The 18,290-nt window shown below is 59.5% G+C and carries 9 protein-coding genes; 4 read left to right on the top strand and 5 right to left on the bottom strand.

What is annotated here, in order from left to right; genetic code table 11:
* Positions 1-402: 402 nt before the first annotated feature.
* Positions 403-1,737, top strand: coding sequence for an oxygen-independent coproporphyrinogen III oxidase (gene hemN, locus ACZBJS_RS23240; RefSeq protein WP_463439236.1), 1,335 nt, complete (start codon positions 403-405; stop codon positions 1,735-1,737).
* A 587-nt stretch (positions 1,738-2,324) separates the two neighbouring features.
* Here hemN and ACZBJS_RS23235 read toward each other — a convergent pair.
* Positions 2,325-2,843 (bottom strand): hypothetical protein, encoded by a 519-nt coding sequence (locus tag ACZBJS_RS23235; RefSeq protein WP_463439235.1) that lies wholly within the window; start codon positions 2,841-2,843, stop codon positions 2,325-2,327.
* A 782-nt stretch (positions 2,844-3,625) separates the two neighbouring features.
* Here ACZBJS_RS23235 and ACZBJS_RS23230 point away from each other — a divergent pair.
* Complete coding sequence (locus ACZBJS_RS23230) at positions 3,626-5,236, top strand: carbohydrate porin (RefSeq protein ID WP_463439234.1); 1,611 nt, start codon at positions 3,626-3,628, stop codon at positions 5,234-5,236.
* A 1,009-nt stretch (positions 5,237-6,245) separates the two neighbouring features.
* Entirely contained in the window at positions 6,246-7,367 is a 1,122-nt protein-coding gene (locus ACZBJS_RS23225) for a hypothetical protein (protein WP_463439233.1), read from the top strand.
* A gap of 478 nt (positions 7,368-7,845) precedes the next feature.
* Here the strand turns inward: ACZBJS_RS23225 and ACZBJS_RS23220 are convergent, their stop codons facing one another.
* Together ACZBJS_RS23220 and nopM are read right to left on the bottom strand one after the other, a co-directional pair.
* Entirely contained in the window at positions 7,846-9,510 is a 1,665-nt protein-coding gene (locus ACZBJS_RS23220; RefSeq protein ID WP_463439232.1) for a hypothetical protein, read from the bottom strand.
* 862 nt (positions 9,511-10,372) lie between these two features.
* Positions 10,373-12,118 carry a T3SS effector NEL-type E3 ubiquitin ligase NopM gene (gene nopM / locus ACZBJS_RS23215; protein WP_463439231.1) on the bottom strand — a complete coding sequence of 582 codons (1,746 nt, stop codon included), beginning with the start codon at positions 12,116-12,118 and terminating at the stop codon, positions 10,373-10,375.
* Between the two features lie 743 nt (positions 12,119-12,861).
* Here nopM and ACZBJS_RS23210 point away from each other — a divergent pair.
* A complete protein-coding gene (locus tag ACZBJS_RS23210) occupies positions 12,862-14,688 on the top strand; it encodes an NEL-type E3 ubiquitin ligase domain-containing protein (RefSeq protein WP_463439230.1) in 1,827 nt (608 codons plus the stop codon).
* A gap of 664 nt (positions 14,689-15,352) precedes the next feature.
* Here ACZBJS_RS23210 and ACZBJS_RS23205 read toward each other — a convergent pair.
* Both ACZBJS_RS23205 and ACZBJS_RS23200 read right to left on the bottom strand, forming a co-directional pair.
* Positions 15,353-16,387 carry a pectinesterase family protein gene (locus tag ACZBJS_RS23205; protein ID WP_463439229.1) on the bottom strand — a complete coding sequence of 345 codons (1,035 nt, stop codon included), beginning with the start codon at positions 16,385-16,387 and terminating at the stop codon, positions 15,353-15,355.
* A 230-nt stretch (positions 16,388-16,617) separates the two neighbouring features.
* Entirely contained in the window at positions 16,618-17,889 is a 1,272-nt protein-coding gene (locus tag ACZBJS_RS23200) for a glycoside hydrolase family 28 protein (RefSeq protein ID WP_463439228.1), read from the bottom strand.
* Positions 17,890-18,290: the final 401 nt, after the last annotated feature.

The raw sequence follows: 18,290 nt of genomic DNA, 5'->3' as shown, positions 1-18,290 counted from the left end.
TGGGGCATTCACATCAGCTTTTCCACCGAAAACCAGTCTGAAAGGCCGAGGCCGACTGGTTCGCCGCCGGCAACGCCTTGGATCCTGTCTTTGTCGCAAAGCCCCTGCGTTGGATAATGCAGACGCAATGTGCGCTCCGATGAATGATTGTTCCCGCGTCCAATGGTTGGGCGGATCGAGTCCGCACGGCCGAGCTTATGTGAGACATTTGTTCTTTCACCGGGTGCAAATGATGGCTAGCGCCTGACTTGCTCACCGCTCCCAGTTCGCAGGCCGTCTTGGAAGTTACATCGAAGAAGGGTCTCGAGCTTCAGGATCAGAACAGTGCCTTTTGACTTAACGCAAAGACACAGCAGAGGATATCCATCAGCCTCATACCGTATCAACGCGGAAAGGTAAGCGTTGCAGACGTCACTCCTAAATAAATATTGCGATGCTCGCCTGCCCTGGTACACCATTTACCCAACCGTACCGGATTTCTCTGCTGCGGTCGGCGCCACGACCTACGAGGCGTGGTTGCGGCGGCTGCCGCCTGACGAATCCGTATCGCTCTACCTTCACGTTCCGTTCTGCCGGTCGATCTGCTGGTATTGCGGCTTCCCAACAAGCCTCACTCACAGCGAGCGGCCGATTCGCAATTACCTGCTGACGGTCCGAGAGGAAATTCGTCTGGTCACAGAGCAAACGCCTCACGGTCTTCCAGTGAGCGACCTGCATTTCGGCGGCGGCACGCCGACTACCATCCCACCGGCCGATTTCTTGGCTCTGATGGAGCTGCTGCGCCGCTGCTTCGCGTTCAGCAAATCGACCGCGCTCGCCGTCGAGATCGCCCCCCGCGCGTTCACGGCCGAGATGGCGGAAACCTTGGGAGTAGCGGGCGTCAGCCGCGCGAGCATCGGCGTGCAAAGCTTCGATCCCGTAGTTCAAAGGGCGGTCAACCGTCTCCAAAGCAAAGCGCAGGTCGCTTTTGCCGTCGAACGCCTTCGCCAGCATGGAATAAGCCGTATCAATTTCGACCTGCTCTTCGGATTGCCGCATCAGACCGTGCAATCCTGCGTGAACTCAGCGCAGACGGCTTTGACGATGCGGCCCGACCGCCTTGCGGTGTTCGGCTATGCCCATGTTCCCTCCTACATGAAACGCCAGCGCCAGATCGACGAGGCGGCGCTGCCTGACAATGTTGCGCGCGCCGAGCAAGCTGCAGCCATGGCAGATACGCTGGTCTCCGCCGGATATCGCCAAATCGGGCTCGACCATTTTGCCCTCCCGGACGACGAACTCGCGCACACGCAGAGAACTGGCCGGCTGCGCCGCAACTCGCTGGGCTATTCGGCCGATACGTGTAACACAGTGATCGGCTTTGGTCCGTCAGCCATCGGCCGTCTGCGCGATGGTTACGTGCAGAACGAGACAGCAACCAGTTCCTATAGCCGACAGATCAGTGCTGGCCATCTGGCAACCTCAAAGGGCCACTGCCTCACCGCCGAAGATCGCCTTCGGGCCGCAATCATCGAGCGGCTGATGTGCGACTTGCAGGCCGACGTGCCGGCAATCTGCTCCGCCCACGGATTTGCTCCGATGCCCTTTCTCGATTCAGCTGACCGTCTGGGAATGCTTGCCAAAGACGGGATAGTGGACATCGAGCAGGGGTTCATCCGAGTCAAACCAGAGCACCGTTTTGTCATTCGCGCTGTTGCTGCCGCGTTCGACGCTCATCTCGACCGCACGCCCTATTGAGAAGCTACGCATGCGAGCAGATCTGTAATATCAACGCGCATCGCAAAGGAGCAATCGGCGAAGCGCCTGTGGCCGCCAGGCGAAATGGTCGTGATGAGGCGGAGCGATCAATCCCTATAACTGACTCCGCAACCTGAAGTCGCCGAACTCCCTTTTCCGCACACATCAATCGGCGAATACGATATTCCCACCCCTGTGGAATCGATCTGTTGTGGAGCTTCGGCTCCTGCTAAGGCTTACTGAAAACGGCACGCCGAGTTGACCAGAGACGCAAATTTCGGGGTCCTGCGGCGGCCGTCAGTAGTACGTCGGCCTCATCTTGTGCAGATGTCGAAGGGGCATCAGCTGCGTGATGACCCTCCCTTCAGATCGTGCCTGAACTGGCGATGATCTGATTACAGACGCGTCCCGCGGATATGTTGTTCACGACCTGGTACGCGGAACGCGCTCTGCCACCTGGCAAGAAGACCTTCAAAATCTGGCCCCATCGAAGCCTTTAGATCCTAGGGCGACAAGCGGCATCGCGAAACCGGCCCAAACAGTGGGACCGGTTGGGAGGCTGGTCACGCCTGTAGCCGATCGAAACATCAAGGTGCGCTTGCCATGGGTGCTGCGATCACTGGTGCGCCTCCAACGGAAACAGGTCCTTGTGGTGTGGACTGACCGCGCCGTTTCTTGGCCCGGCTCGAAGCAGCCTGGGCGGACGGTGGGGCAGAAACGGAAGGCGTGGAAGCGACAGGCGTTGAATTCTGCAGGGACTCGATCCGCGAAGTCAGCACGCTGATCTGATCTAAGATCCCCTTGAGGTCCTCCCGCGCGGCATGGATCCCGCGGTTCAGTTCTGCGATCTCATCGCTAGCCTTCAGCTGTGCCCACTTTATCTCGGACAGGGCAGCTCTGTCATCCAGTGACGACCTCACGATTGGAGCGGCTTGGTGGGTTTCCGACGTCCCGACAAACTCCCCGAGGCCAGCCCAAAGCCAGGCGCCAGCAGCACTAAAGCTGACGATCACAAGGAGAAGCACCAAAACCCGGAAAATGCATCGTGACGGCTCTCGCAACAGCGGTCGCAAATCCGAACCGACCGCATCGTCGATCATCGCCATCGCTCCTCATCCACCGTTCTTCTTTCGACCGGTCTGTTTCGCCGATCGGAGCGCTTGCGGTGTTCGCGCGCTCCAAAGGTCCCAACTGCCGGCAGCTTCACTCAAGACGCGCCGCTTAAGCGACGGCTGAGCCTCAATTCCTCATAGGGATGGCAACCATTGCGCTCGATCAACTACCAATGTCAGCAGGTTGATTGAGATCACGGGCACATGCCAAGCGGGACCAACGAAAGCCGCGCACGGGAAGGACCCACAATGCAAGACAGATTCGGCCGTCCCAGCGGTCTCTACCGAGCGAGCTGCTCGCCCGCCTCCACCAAAGCGGCTCGAAGGCTGTTTCGTCCATTCACCTGGGATGACCAGGATGGGCGTCGTCGTGCGACCTTCGAGCGCACGCATTCCAGAGCCGGCTGGTCCCAGATCCTGTCGCTTGTCTGGCCCAACAGCATCACAAAACTCCATGAACCCGTGGCTCGTGGCTCACGGGATTTGCTTTCTGGCGCCTGCCACTTCGTCAGTAAAGGGGTCTTTCAGCAAGGGCCCCGCCAACGCCGGACCACTCTGCCCCACTGCGAGCAGCGAGGCTGTGTTCATAAAGTGACAGCGAGGGTAACGGCACTCGTCATAAACCTCTCGCCGCACCAGCGCGCGCTGCTCTCTTTCGGCCCTCCGGCCTGATGCGCAAGTGAATTGCAGAGCAGATCATCTGCTGCCTCCTCGGGAGCGAAGATGTTGGGATGCCACTCTCGGCCATTCAGGCGACAGTTCGTTCCCAATCATGATTGACTGATACGGACCTGAAGTACGCTATGCGTGATTGGATTCTTGCGGCGACGTCGCTTCGAACATCTTCCGCCTTGGCATCTGCTTTCACGTTTCGGCCAATCGGCAAACAATTTAGACGGGCTATCGCAGTTTCGCTGGCGGCTTGCCTGCTCGGCAACTCCGCGCGGGCACAAACCGAGGACGAGCTTGATCCCGGGAACGACACTGTAGATCAAGCCAGCGAAAGCAGACAAGCTTCCGGTCGGGCGACAAAGTTGCGGACCGGGATGACGCGTCAAGCAATCCAGCCTCGGCGCCCATGGTCTGCGGCACGCGCCGATGCGTCTGGCGAAAAGCGCAGCAGTGTTGATAGATTTGCTCAGACGCGAACGCAAAAGCCCATCGATCCCTTCGCCAGGTACGACAATCTGCGTGAAAAAGGGTTGTGGCTCGCCATACCTGGCCCTGCAGATACGATTGATCAGGAGAATGGCGTTCGGTCCGCGCTGGCAGATGTCGGCATTGGCTATATCGGCTGGACACACAACACGCTTGTAGATAATCAGCTGCCGAATGCAGCGAGAAGCCCAATCGCAAACCAGCTTTACATGGGCCAGAACCCGACCTTCGCTTCGGCGAACTTCTTGATCGTCACTTACGATCTCACCCGATTTGGCGTTCCCGATGGCCAAATTGTCGTCGGAGCCGAGCAGCAATACTGGACGTGGGATCGCCCGGGGCCTGACAGAGTGGGGCTCAACACGCTCGCCTACTACCAGACTTTCCTCGACAGGAAACTCGAACTCAAACTTGGTTACCTGAGAAACCAAAATGAGTTTACCGGCACATTGTTCGGAGGGATGACCGGATCGAACATGTTCGCCTTGATCCAGGCAGGGCTGAGCACCAATGCTGCGCCTACGCCGGCGGTCAACCTGAAGTACAATTTTGACGATCGCTTCTACAACAAGATTTCACTCCAGCGCTCAATCAGTCCAGATGGTCCCTATGCCGAGATAAAGGAAAATCCTGCCGGCGTGAACTGGAGCACCGCCAATGCGGGGACGCTTCTTGTCGATGAGATCGGCTACAGGAGCAAGGCCGCTCCTGGAGCGCCGGACACATGGCTGCGGGCCGGCGTTGGTTTCAACACCAGCCGCTACAAGAATTTGGCAGACCCGGATCAACAGCGAGTGAGCGGCAACAATTTCCGTTACATCGCTGCAGACCGGCAATTCTGGCAAACTGATGCCACTAGGTCGCCGTCTCGCGGGCTCTATGGCGGATTCTCTGTCATGGGAGCTCCGCCTGACCTCAACAGGATCAGCCAGTATTACGAGCTTCGTCTTTATACGAAAGGGCCGTTTGATAGCCGTCCCAAGGATCTGATTGCTCTTGTCGCCAGCAACACGACCTGGAGCAAATTCGCCGTGGATGCTGCCCTGGCTAAAGGCCAGCTTGCGCATCGCGATACCCTGGCGATCACGGGCACATATACTGCCCATCTCGCCCCGGGCATCTATGCAAGCGCCGGATTGTCATACATCCACAACCCGACAAGCGTCACACATACGCTTCGCACCGAGCACGCCCTCAATCTGATGGTGTCTACGCTGGTTTTCTTCTGATTATGGCAAGCCGCCCTTCTGCTGTCACCTTTGGGTGCGGAACTCTGCGATCTGCTTGCAGGACCGGTCCTGCATCTGCGTTTGATGCGCCGGTTACACCGGATGTAAAGGGACACCAGCTTTAAGTGATTGCACAAAATGGACGTCGTTAGGTCTGTAGGGACGATCGAGGGGATTGCCGAGAAGAGGCTGATACCGAACGCCGTCATTTGCGAACTTGTCCGCGCGAATAACTGCCACCACAGACCTTAACCACGTCAGGTTCTCGAAAGCTTGCCCGACTAGGTAGACCCGTTCAGGTGATCCTGAAGGAGAGGTTAGCGTGGACCCGCGAGACTTTGACCCGTTTAACGTGCCAGCTTGGCCGCAGGTGCAACACGACGTCTCGCAAGAGCCGCAGACGAGCCAGGCCGGACAAGATGGCTTTGAGCAGCACTTGGCTGAGACAAGGCAGTCCGAACCCGCGCCCGTCGGCGCTGGAGGCTACTATCCCCATCTATCAACAGAAGACCGGGACCTTATCGACAGGGCGATTGCTCAATATAAGGCTCAGAAGGACCCACAACCGAACACGGTCAAGCTTTATACTCAGGCACTTCGTCGACTGGCGAATGATCTCCGCCGCCGTGACCAAACGACTGACTTAAGGGACCACCAGTCCCTGGTTAATCACCTAGATACTTACTTTCCGGAAGACGCCCTCATGAAGACAGGCGTAAGCGTGCTTCGTGCATATCATGATTCCGGTCATTCGGTTTCTCGCGGGCGACCGCGCGCGCTCCCCTCAGCGAACGACACACCTAGCGATGGCCAGCACCCCCCAGGCGAAGCGATGGATCCACGTGCGCGGAGCAATCTCCTGGCAAGCGAGGTGGCCCCCATCAATCATGAACCTGACACAGCTCAATCGAGAGCAGCGAAAAGACGGAGGACGCTGAACGATCTGGAAGAAGTTCAAGTATATCGGAAACCGAGCGCAAGCGCCGCTTCCGGAGGAAGTGGCGGAGCAATGCCGGTCGCCTCAACGGGCGTCATAATCCGTGGTCAGTGGGACAGGCGGCCTCTCTATCCCGAGGATGCTGCGGATATCTTCAGGCTTGAGGAGGCGCTTATTGAGGGGGGCACGGCCGCCGTTACGGCGAAGCAGCATGCAGGTTCTCTTATTGGCTATAGCCGTTGGCTCTTCGCAAAAAACAAACCAAGCATTGTTGCTCGGTTAGACGGCAAATGGCTGAGCGATGGTAGTGACGTGCGCGAGTTCAGCGGTGCCTCTAATAGCAACAGACTTGCTAGAGCAATGGAGTATCTGCGGACCTTTCGGTCGACGGGGGCGGTCGTGCCCATCGTGCGTCCAGGGCGTACTCGCGCTAAGCTCAATCCTTCCCCTCAGAACGTGGCGCTCATCAATCCCGAAGGTGCATTACTGACAGAACCGACACGCATCGACAGCGCCGCTGCGCAGCACCGCGGGTCGTACGAAGCTGATCGGCGAGCGGAACATCAGGAGGGATACGACAATCAGCCGGTCCCGTCGGCTCTCCTCGAAGGACAGCTCGCGGTCGATCCAGAACAGCTTCCTCAGGAGCAGCTTCAGCGCCTGCGGGACGATCTTGATGACCAAGCTATTCCCCTGCCAGTTTCCCTGCCTTCAGAGGAGCTTCAGCAACTGGAAAAGGAATTGGCCAACGAGCTTCAGCGGCGATCGGAGGATCCCCCTGCCCCCTCGCTTTCCTTTGATCAAGTAGAGTTTATCATTGATCCAGACCAGTTCTCTCCAGCGGAGTTTCGGCGACTGCTCGAGGATGAAGACGCACAGGAGCTTATCGGGGGCCGAGATGATCATCCCGCCACCTCGGCTTTCGTCCAGGAGCAAGTCGCATCCGATTCGGCGCAGCTCCCTCCGGCAGATCTTCGGCGAGTACTGGATCATCTCGATGATCAACCCAGCGGCTCGCCGGCCTCCGTCCCTCCGGAGGAACCGCGGCAACTGGAAAAGGACTTGCACGACACGCTTCACGGACTACGGAATGATCACTTCGCTCCTTCTGTCTCCATTGATCCAGAAGAATTTACTTTCGAGCCCGAGCAGTTTTCTCCAGAGGAGATTCGGCGACTGCTTGATGATGAATAACCAGAGGAGGTTTAGGAAGGGCGAGACGTTAGCTTTCGTGCAAGGCACATCACCGCCGTTGCGACAAGACCCACCAGGACGCCCGGCTCGACCTGCAGGCGTGCGAAGACGCTGCTCGACCGGGTGGTCTCACTCCCGGAAAGCCGGAGACACAACAATGCGGCAACATGCCTGCGGGTCAACAGGGTTTGAGCAGCAGTTAAAACGAGCCGCAAAATCAACTCCTCTGATCAGAGCTCCGCAAAAGTGGATGGACCGATCCGGCGCTCTGGCGTCGGTGAGGATGATGTACCGACGAGCTGCGAGGTGGCCGCGTGGGAAACTCACAGAGCCAACATCGCCGTCGAAATCAGGCGTGTACTCACGCCCCACCTCTGCGATCTGCATCGATTGTGTGCATGGCCCGTCAAGCGCCGCGTGATGGAACGCCTCGCGCGCGCTGCCCGACGAGCATTTGGAATTGCAGCCAACTGTTTCTTCACCGAAGTTCGGGATAGATGCGAACGCGCTGGCGTCCTTCGCTTTCCACCAACTCGCCCCTATAAGGCATTCCTCGGATCTCGAAATAGCTCGGCCGCCCGGGCGCAGGCATGATGCGCTCGCCTTCCAGAACGCGGACGAGGTAAGGCGGAAGGAACCGCTCTCTGTGCTCCCAGCCGCCCCGGATCAGATGGCCAAGATCAACTACACCTTCCCCGGGTCGTCTTGCGCTTACGATTGGCGCTGGGCGGTGTAGCGGCCGGGATGGCCCGGCTTCGTTCATCCCGCCAACGCGCGGGTGATGGATCAGGCGAATATCCGTGCGACCGCCCGGTCCAAATGTCGCCGAATAGCGCTCCCCATTAATCGCAAACTGACTTGGCCCGAGCTGGTTTGGCAGCAGATTGATGTTGCCCAACACATCGATCAACACGTCTGAGGCCGCCTGGGAGCCGTGGCGCCAGTTGGCGCCAACGATCGCTCCGATGTCCCGCAGCTCCGGAGCCGCCCCCGGTGGGCCCGCGAACGACGAAGCGGCTGCAAATTCAGGTGGCGCAGAGCGCGCATCGTCGCGCAAGTCGTGGGGTGTGGGTGGATCCAGATCAACGAAGGACTCGAGACCGCCGTAGATGTTGGACGATCGAGGCCTCACGGACGAAGGCGATGCGGCTTCTTGCATCTGTTGCCCAAGCCAGGCCCAGGCTCCCTGGCTCGGGGTGGCCGGAGTGGCAGGAAGCTCGAATGGCGGATGAGCCTGCGCCGCCCAGTGCGGCGCCGGCACTGGTGAGGCGGGTTGGTGGATTTGGCCGCCGAGCCAATCCCAGGCTCCCGCGCTCGGCGTCGCGGGAAGCAGCTGGGACGAGCCGGCCTGCCATCCGCTTTGCGGCGCCGGCATCGATGAGCCAGATCCGTGCATTTGCTCTCCAAGCCAATCCCAAGCTCCCGCGCTCGGCGTGGCTGGCGTTGCGGGAAGCTGCTGTGGCGAGTGGGCCTGCCGAGCAGCTTCCACAGAAGGCTGACCCGGGTCCTCAGGAGGCGGCAATCCCAGTGCCCTGTTCGCCTCAAGGATTTGCTGGTAGCGCCCAAGCCTGAGCAGATCAGCGTTGATCTTGCTGTCCTTGCTTTCTTGCGTGTATTCCTCGAGGTCTCGAGCGAGCCCAGGGGTAGAAAGTCGGCCGGCGATCGGCTGTCTGTCATGCGTCTGCAGCCACTCACTCAGTCTGAACATGCGGCGAGTTTGCCTATCGATCGTCTTGGGGTCGATCTTGCTGGTTGCCTTTTCCGCCGCCGCCCACATGCGGATGAAGCTTGCGTCCTCAGCATGAGGAGCCAGTCGGCGGACATCGGCTGCCAGCGTATTTCCGGCACCGACTTCACGAAGCTTCTTCAGGGCCGCCTTGATGCGCCTAGCGCGGTCCTTTGCATAAGTGTCTACGTCCTCATCGAGCTCCGCTTCCAGCTGGTGGTTTTCCACATCGGGATTTTCCAGCTGCGCATTCTCCTGTTCGCGGCGAATTCGATCGGCAATCGAGGGCCTGGCGGCGTCGCTCAGGCGCGCGCTCAAATGGCGCAAATCGGCTGCCGCGTTCTTGATCGTGCCGTCGCTGAGATTACCCGCCGCCTCGTTTCGGAAATCCTCGATGAGCTCCTCATCGGCCCGCAAGACCCCACGCGTCCGGCCTGGCTGCCTGGCGTGATCAATTCGTAGATTCGTCGAAATGACGTCAGACTGCCCCGCGTCGCGCGACGACTTTGCGCTGCTGCTCCCGCCAAGGGCCTTGCCAAGTCCCGACTTGAAGCGTGACCATAATCCGCGGCTTTTTCCACTCTTGGCCGACGCGGCAGACTCTGCGTCCGGAAAGCTGTAGCGTGCGCTGCTGAACAGATCATCTCGCAAACTAGACTGCGGTTGCGCCGAAGCGGGAAGCTGAAAGCTGGGAATGTCTACGCTCCGGCGCGTGCCGCCTAGCGCGCTCTCCCTAGAAGTGGAATGCCGCGGCGCCCGCATCGAGCCGCCGAAATCGTCCCTCCGCACTGCTCGACCACCTCCTGCGGGAGGCCGATCTGGCGAAGTTGAACTCCTATGATCAGACGGATCGAGGTTCAAGTCCTGCAGCTGCCCTTCAAAGTCAGCCTGCTCGCTTCGGCTACCCGCTCGCTGCCCAGTCCGCCCCTGAAGGGCGGCGTACTCGCGCATCCAGGCTCCTGAATCGAAGAATGGGTCAACCGGATCCATCCTGCTCTCCTCATGTTTGCATAGCCCCTGCAGCAATCCGCACTTCCTGGATTACGGCCAGGCAGCAGTTCGTTCAGCAAGGGCCAGATTCTCTGATTGTTGTAGCCGCAACCTTTCCAAAAGCTGACGAGATCAGGATATTGCTGCGCGCAACAGCTTCCTCGCATCGTCACCCGCCTGACGACAGGACGGGCGCGCTCCGGTTTGGCAGCGATGGGCGAGGCCTCACGATCGATCTTTACGTACCGCCGCAGAGCAATGATAAACATCTCTGCGGCGGTTGGGAGCCTCATAATTCGAGGCCACGCTCTGCGAGCACACGGTCCATGACCTCGCGTTTGATCTCGCCCGCGATGTCGTTTCTGACCTGGGCTCCAAGCACCCGCTCGGCATCCTCGTCGCCCAGCAGGCCATGCTCGGCCAGTCGCTGACCGAGGCGGCTTTGAAACTCTTCGCCCATGGCTTCGTGCACGCGGTCTTGCATCGCGGCATGTTCGTCCGGAGCGATGCGCTCCAGCACCGTCTCCCAGGGTTGCCAGCGGCTTGCCATGTACTCGGTGAACTGGCTTGCTTCCCGCTCCCGGACCATGTCCAGCGCCTTCGTCGCATCATCCGCGCTTACATCAGAGACCGCCAAGAAACGCATGTCAGGGGCGACGTGACTGAGCTCCAGCGGCTCGCGCAGCCGATGTTGATAGGCCAGGTAAACTTCGATGTCGTCTACGTTCGGGTTGTTGCGAGCAAGCGAGTTGACCCTGTCGCGCGCGATCTCGTCCAGCGCCTCCAGGCGAAACGCGAGACGGCCGCACTGGATCAGTTCGCCAAGCCGGTTGTCATATAGCCCCTTCTTGACGTCAGCGTTGAGGCGCGCCGTCTGCATACCGTTCCAGTGCAACGTAACACGATCCTCGCAGCTGGTGTTAGCCTCGGAAGCCTGTGCAAAGTACTGCTCGCGCAATTCCGCATTGGCGGCCGCCTGCCGCAGATCATTAGCCACTGCCTGCCGAAACGCGTCAATGCTGTAGTTCACAGTGCCTCGTAGCCTCTCGAGGAACTGTGCATAGTCCTGGGCGCCTGGCTCATCCGCAAAGTGCTGCCATTCGGCCAGCGCGGCCGGGTCGTCTGCAAGCCAGTGTGCCGCAGCCTCATGCAGGGATTGCTGCGCAAGCTGCGGTGGCGCTTCAGCCGCCGCCAGTTGAGCGAGGACGTCGTCCGGCAGCGGGTTATCCCCGAACTCGAGGCTTTCCAGACGCGGGTAGTAGAGGCTATTCATCGGCACGAGAGCATCTAAAAGACCTTCAGGCAGGCTGGTCAGCCGGTTACCGCTGATGTTGAGCGATTGGAGCGTGCTCGGAAGTGGGTCGGGAAGGTTGGCCAATTGATTGCTGCTGACATTGAGTTCAATGAGCCCGGACGGGAGGGACTCGGGCAGATCGCTCAACTGATTGCCGCCGACCGCAAGCGAGGTGAGCTCGCTCGGGAGAGTGTCCGGCAGGCTGGTTAGCCGGTTGTCGTTCGCGTTCAGAATTCCGAGCCTGGCCGGAAGATTGGTTGGCAGACTGGTCAATCTATTATCGGCGACCTCCAGCTCAGAGAGGGTTGCCGGAAGATCGTCCGGTAAACTGGTCAAGCGATTATGGCTGATGAAAAGGCGATGGAGACCGGGTGGGAGCATGGCGGGCAGGCTGCTCAGCTCGTTGTGCCGGGCGCGCAGTTCCAGCAACCTTGGTGGCAGGACGGTGGGCAGAGCGGTCAGCGAAAGCGAGGACAAATCCAGCGAGTGCGAGCCTGTGTTCTCCGTATTCCTGATTCGTGTGCGCCCCTGCCGCCGATTTTCCGCCTGGCCCTGTCCCACTTCGGCAACCCAGTTGTCGAGGACCTGTGCGCGCGCGGAAGCCGGGGTCCGATAGCCCGTCAAGGTTTCGACCAAATTCGCCACGGCGCGGTTGAAGCCGCCGAGGTAGCTTTCCTGGTCCGCCTCTTCGGAAAGCGCCGAGGAAGAATCTGCATTCCACTGTGCCTGTCCCGTGTCCATCAATTTCTCCATCATCAGAAACAAGAATACCCGCCTGCTTCTCAAGTTTGCGAAGCAGGCGGTTGCACAGCGCGAATGTCACTCGAGACCGCTATAAGTGCTCTACGGCCCCGTCCGAGTGGGTACGGGTTCACACGGGTCCGAGCGCGGCAAATGGATCGATACTGCTGCGAGTTTCGCTGCCACTTCGTTGACCAGATAAGTCCGGTAGGACCGTTCCCGGGGCAGCGATCTGCCGTTAACAGGCCTACCTGTCGATCAGCTGACAAGTGTCGCTGCAGAACCTCAGGGGCGCTCGTTTGCCACGGGGTGAGCGAAGCAATCCAGCTTGCGGGTGAACCGGTCAAGCTTCGCAAAGACCAGCTCGACATTGACTGCCTTGGGCCATCTGAGAGGGGCGCCGTTTGCTTGGCTGTTCGGACCACCTGCCGCCCGTCGTTTCCGGCTACTCGGCCGAAAAGGCTCCGCTGGCCGCGGTTGAGATAAAGCGCCATCGCGGGTTCGGGGTATCTATACTCAAGCCGCTGCCGCCTTCGCATCCGCAGAAACGTGTAGGCTGGTGACTACCCTCGGCCTGGCTCGAGTCACCGCTCCAGAATCGTCGCACCGAGAGTCATTCCGGCTTCGACGCCATCGTTGCCGCCTTCCGGAGATAGTCTGTCAGCTTACCGAAAGCTAAGTGTCTTAGGGCCTAGAGCAGGTCACCATGGGCTGAGTCTACTCAGTTTCGTAAGGAGGATGAGATGGATCCTTTTGAGGCAGGACACATTCAGCGCGGCGGAGGCATCCCTTCTGCATCTTCCGGACAAGAGGACGGGCAAAACGGGGCGGCGGCGCAGTGGAACGCAGTCGTGACCGGCTACGCCGCAAACTCCGGGCACTCAGCCCATGCAGAGAACGACGAAGACGAGGTGCTCGAGAATTGGGCTGCTGAACCGGAGGTAGGCCCGCTCGAGGATCGGGACGAAGCGGTACGCCGAGTGAATGCTATCGGTGAGGCCGTTACACTGAATCTTGAATCGCTGTCCCTTACAAGCCTGCCTAGACTTCCGAGCGCCATCGTTGTGCTTGATCTGCCCTTCAACCGGCTGACCACTCTGCCCGATAGCCTCCCTGCTTCGCTCCGGCGTCTAAACGTCAGTGCCAATCAACTGACCAGCTTGGCTGCGCTTCCAACCGAGCTCAGAGGCCTCGACGCGAGCTTCAACCGGCTGAGGAGCTTGCCTGAGGTCCTACCCGCTGCGCTGGAGTTTCTCGACCTCAGCCACAATCAGTTGTTAGATCTGCCCGAGGTCCTCCCTGCTTCGCTCCAGTCTCTCTACGCCAGCCACAACCAGTTGACGAACCTGCCGGCGGTCCTTCCTGCCATGCTCCAGTTTCTCGACGTCCGCGAAAACCAACTCACGCGTTTGCCGGAGGCCCTTCCTGCTTCAATTGAGTTGCTCGATGCCAGCCAAAACCAGTTGACGAGTTTGCCCGAGGACCTGCTGACGCAGTTTCGCGCTGATGGCAGGATAGGTCTGACTGAAAATCCCTTGCCCGAGCAGGTGTTCGCGAATTTGGATACAGTCCTTAGCGCCAACGGCTATGTCGGTCCGACCGTCTACCTTTCGCGCGATGACGAGAGTGAGTCGTCCGGGACGGACGATGGGCCGGCCGATGCTCTCATCGAAAAGGTCGCAGACTGGCTCCGCGGCAATCCACAGGAGGCTGATCGAGAGGTGCTGGCAGCTTGGCAGGGCCTTGCTGAAGAGCCGGGCGCCCGGGAATACACGCTCTTCCTTGGCAAACTGTTCGACTCCGTGAACTCTGGTAATGAAGAATTCCGCGAGTCGGTCGCCGATGATCTGCGGCAGGCGGCGAAAGACCCGCAATTGTGCAAGCGCTACTTCCAACTGGCCCTGGACGCCAACCAGAGCTGCGAGGATCGCCGAACTTTGACTTGGAACGGCATGCAGACCGCACGGCTCATCGCAGACGTCGAGAACGGCGCCTATAACAACAAGGCTCGGCTTCCCGATCTCATCGATCTGGGGCGGGTCATGTTCCGCCTGGACGCGCTGGAGAGAATTGCGCGCGAGAAGGTTCACTCGCTAGGCTCGGGCAACAACGTCGAAGACGTCGACGCCATTGAGGTCTTTCTTGCTTATCAAAATAAGCTCCGCGACCGACTGGGATTGCAACACGTCGCGCCGAACATGCGCTTCTTTGAAGTCTCCGGCGTCACCGACGCTGACGTTGATAGCGCAGAGGCATCCGTGCGGGAGAGGGAGGCGGCGGAATTCGCCGACTATTTGGCGGTGGACTGGCAACCTTGGGACGACGTTGTGAGTCATATCGCCCCCAAAGACCATGCCATGGCGCACGACGAGCTCATTGCTGCAATGGGGCCGGAGTTCGTCAGGCGGCTGCAGCAACAGCTCACCGACAAAGGTTTGATCGGGGTCGAAGCTGACCTTGTCGAGGATGCCAAGCTAGAGTTGGGTGCCGCAGTTCGTAGGGAAATCGCCCGTGAGATCAAGGGCGCTCTCAGAGACAAGGTGCTCAATGATCACTGCCTCAAACTGTAAATCGGCTTTTGCTGCAGGAGCTGCTAAGTCTCCTGTTGCAGTTCTCCTCCGGTGGGGCGGTGGGTCGCCGAGAGAATTCGCGTGATGCGCAGCGAGTGCTGCGGAACGCCGATCTAAGGACCGGCGTTGCTCGACTCATCCATCGGTGTTTCCCTTAAGCGACGAGGGCCGATCTCGCGATGATGCGGATGTCCTCGGCGGCTATCGAGGGCGGCATGGATAGAGTGAATTGCCGAAATCACAGAGAAGATACGCGCGTTTGTAGGGCTCCCGATCCAGGATCGATGAACGTCGGACTCCGCCTCGCGGTATCGGCTGATCGAGCCGACCGCTACTGCCTGAGCTACGAGGGCCCTGAACATCACCGGCCGAACGAAGATAGCCGAAAAGCATCAGCCCACTTCGTTGTCCGCAGATCTGCGCAAGGAGCTGAACAAGCAAATCAGCCATTACCGAGCTATGACAACGGCGCTGACGTGACGGTCCGTAGCGCTTGCCGACACTGAGCCGCCAAAAGGAAAGGATGATCTGCGAGCTGGCGCGGACGCATGTGGGCGCACCGCGAACCGATGAGATCGTCGCGCCGGCCCCTTTCTATCGGTTTGACCGCGGCATCAGTGGGTTGCTGTACAAGACTCTCCACGACAATTAGGCTCTCCTCCCGTCATTCATCCGAGAATCGCCGTCGAAGCCCTTCGCCCTGAACGCTGCTCTGTGTTCCATCGTCATGGTTCGTTGGCAGCCAATCTGTGGCGCCTCCGAAGAATGCGCTCAGCGACCATCTCGCAGCTTCGCCATCTGTCAATTGATGGGAGTGAGGCTCGCGGCCTGAGGGGTTGGCCCCGACGCCGAAGGATCTGTGTTCAGCATAGTAGCTTGTCTTCAACGTATTGGTCTTACCGGGCGTCCATTCGCGCCACCCTTCCGCGATCACGGGGGCATCTATCTTCGCCGACAGGAAGACCACTGTGGCGTAGGGGCGCCAAGGGCGGCCAAGTGCGATATAGCCCGCAACAGGGTCGGCAGTTAGCCTGCAATGATCAAAAACATAGCCACTGTCCTCATCCGGCGCTGCCTTGCTCTGAGCGGTATAGATGACCGCTTGATTGGCGATGCCGTGCAACTCACATTGCCGAAACCAAGCCTTGGCGTTGCCGAATATAAAATCGACATGCCCCTCGATGTAGCACTTCGAGAAGTATTGTCGTGACATTCGGCCGTTCGGTCCCTTGCCGGCAAACAGCGTGTCCTGGGCGCCGAGCAGGCGGACGCGCGTAATGACGTCCCGGTCTCCGGTAACTGACAGCGCTACTGCTTGCGAGGGGGGATTGGCTGGATTGAGGGCGTAGTCGTTCTGGATCGTCAGATTTTCGAGCCGGAAGTCATCGCCAGCGGCATCCAGTGTTGCCGAACGCGCGGTTCCTCCCACATTGATCGCGCCGTCGCCGTACACAATGACCGTATCCTCCGGTTTGCCGCCAGTCCCCACGATATGAATACCGGATTTTAAGGCTTTGACCTTCTCGCGATAGGTCCCCGGCGCGATCCGAATATCCCCGCCTTGCGCCGGCAACGCGTCGATGGCTTCCTGCACGGAGTGATAGTCTGCATTTGCGGCATGCGACACCAATAATGCCTCGGCGTATACTGCCGGGAGACTGAAATATCCAGCCAGAAGCGCGGCGAACATCAAGAACATTCTCATTTGATCTTTCGTTGGTCGCATTTGCGGCGCTTTCGCTGCAGTCGATGTAACGCGCGGCGCGAGATAACCCCGAGGATCCTGAGCGCAACTCTCTCAATGTCCGCCCTTGCTAACCAGTCGCGCAGCGGGGCGCGGGCCATGAGGCTTTCTTCCGCCAATATCGGCAATCCAAGCCCATCGATGCGGCCTCTCCGCTCCGATGTTCCGCGCCGGAGCCGTAGTGTTTACCGGTCGGCGTCTCGGAATGCGCTGGAACAAGCGTCTGATCCGCGCGACAGCAGTTCTGTAGTTCGCCCCGGCAGCGGCGGCGATACGTCAGAGTGATCGGCGGTCACCTTTGCATGTTCGAGCTGCCAGGTCGCGGACCTGGCAAATCGGACATCCTCGAGTGTTACGTCAAGGGCATGCTGCTCGTCTACGCCACGCATCATCAGCGTGCCATTGTCGCCACGCACATGGCGCAGAACAATCTGCCGATAGACCGGAATCCGCGAGCCCTGTGCACGTGGATCGTATTTCGCATCGAACGCCAGCGGCCACCGGTTGCCCCTCAGGCAGATGTTTTCATAAGTCACGCGCTCGACCAGACCGCCTCGACTGACATCGCTCTTGATGCGCAGACCAGACGTCGTTCCGTCCAGCGTCAGATTACGCACCATTATGTCGCTGGCCCCGGAATTCACCTCGCTGCCGATCGACATGCCGTGCCCCCAGCCGAAATAATTATCGATGATGGAGATATGGCTGCTTGAGCCATTATCGCCGGCCTTGATTGCGACGTTGTCGTCTCCCGTTCGGATGAAGCTGCGGGTGATGGTCACGTCCTGGCTCGCGCCAGGGTCGATGCCGTCGGTATTGCGGGCATCCCCCGGGGCATCGATCGTGAGGCCCCAAAACGTGGCACCTTCGACCCGGTTCATCGCGATATGAAAATTGGGCGCATTGCGCAAGGTTACACCCGCGAACGTGATGTCTTGCGCATGATCGATCTGGATCAAGCGCGGAGCGTTTTGGTTGCCGCCCTCGGCTTGGGCGCGGCGGGCCAACTGCCACCAGGTTTCGGCGCTGCCGACCATGGTTGTACCGCCCTGACCATCGATGATGCCGTCCCCGTAGATACCGCCGCCACGGGTTTTGGAAAAGCTGATGAGCGGCCGGCAACCATCGCCCTTGCTCGAGATGCGACCACACTGTCCACGGCCCTTGTCGTAAGCAGCCGGTTCGGGGATGGCGATGAGCTTGGCGCCTCGTCCGATCCATAACGTCACGCCCGATTTCATCTCGAGGGGACCCGACCGGAACTCGCCCCGCCCTAAATACACGGCGGCCCCCGACGGGCATTGGTCGATGGCATCTTGCAAGGTGACCGTATCTTGCTTGCCGGAGGGCACGGGGCGGTCGCACACTGTCTGAGGTGCAGTAGGTTCGGTAACGATGCGACGATCTTGTGCGTTGGCGGCCGGACAGAGAATGATGCAGGCAATGATGGCTAACAAGCTGCATGCTCGAAAAGGCTGTGTCATCGACCTCGTCTCTTCGCCGCGTGGATCTATGCGGCCTAATTGTCTCATGTGCGCGAACTGATCGGTCGCGGCTCGCCTCACTCGCCGCGCAAGATGACATTTATAAGACGTAGAGGATGCATTGACCTTTACGAGCTCGCAGCAGCATTGCTGCAAGGGGCGATGAACGGCCTGCAGCTCATAACTGAGAGAGGCTTGCGCGCGGGTGATACCTGCGCCTTAAGGTAGGAAGACTTACAAATCAGCCAGTAGTTCGCCCTCGTTGTTTTCAGTTATGGACTGAGAGCCGGTCACGTCCGACAGGGAGCACTCTGCGCACTAAAAATGCACCTTCTGTATCGACGGCGCCTGCTGGCTCGTCGGCGAGTTGATTT

The organism is Bradyrhizobium sp. KZN70725, assembly GCF_055264925.1.
This window is presented reverse-complemented; position numbering and strand designations above follow the sequence as displayed.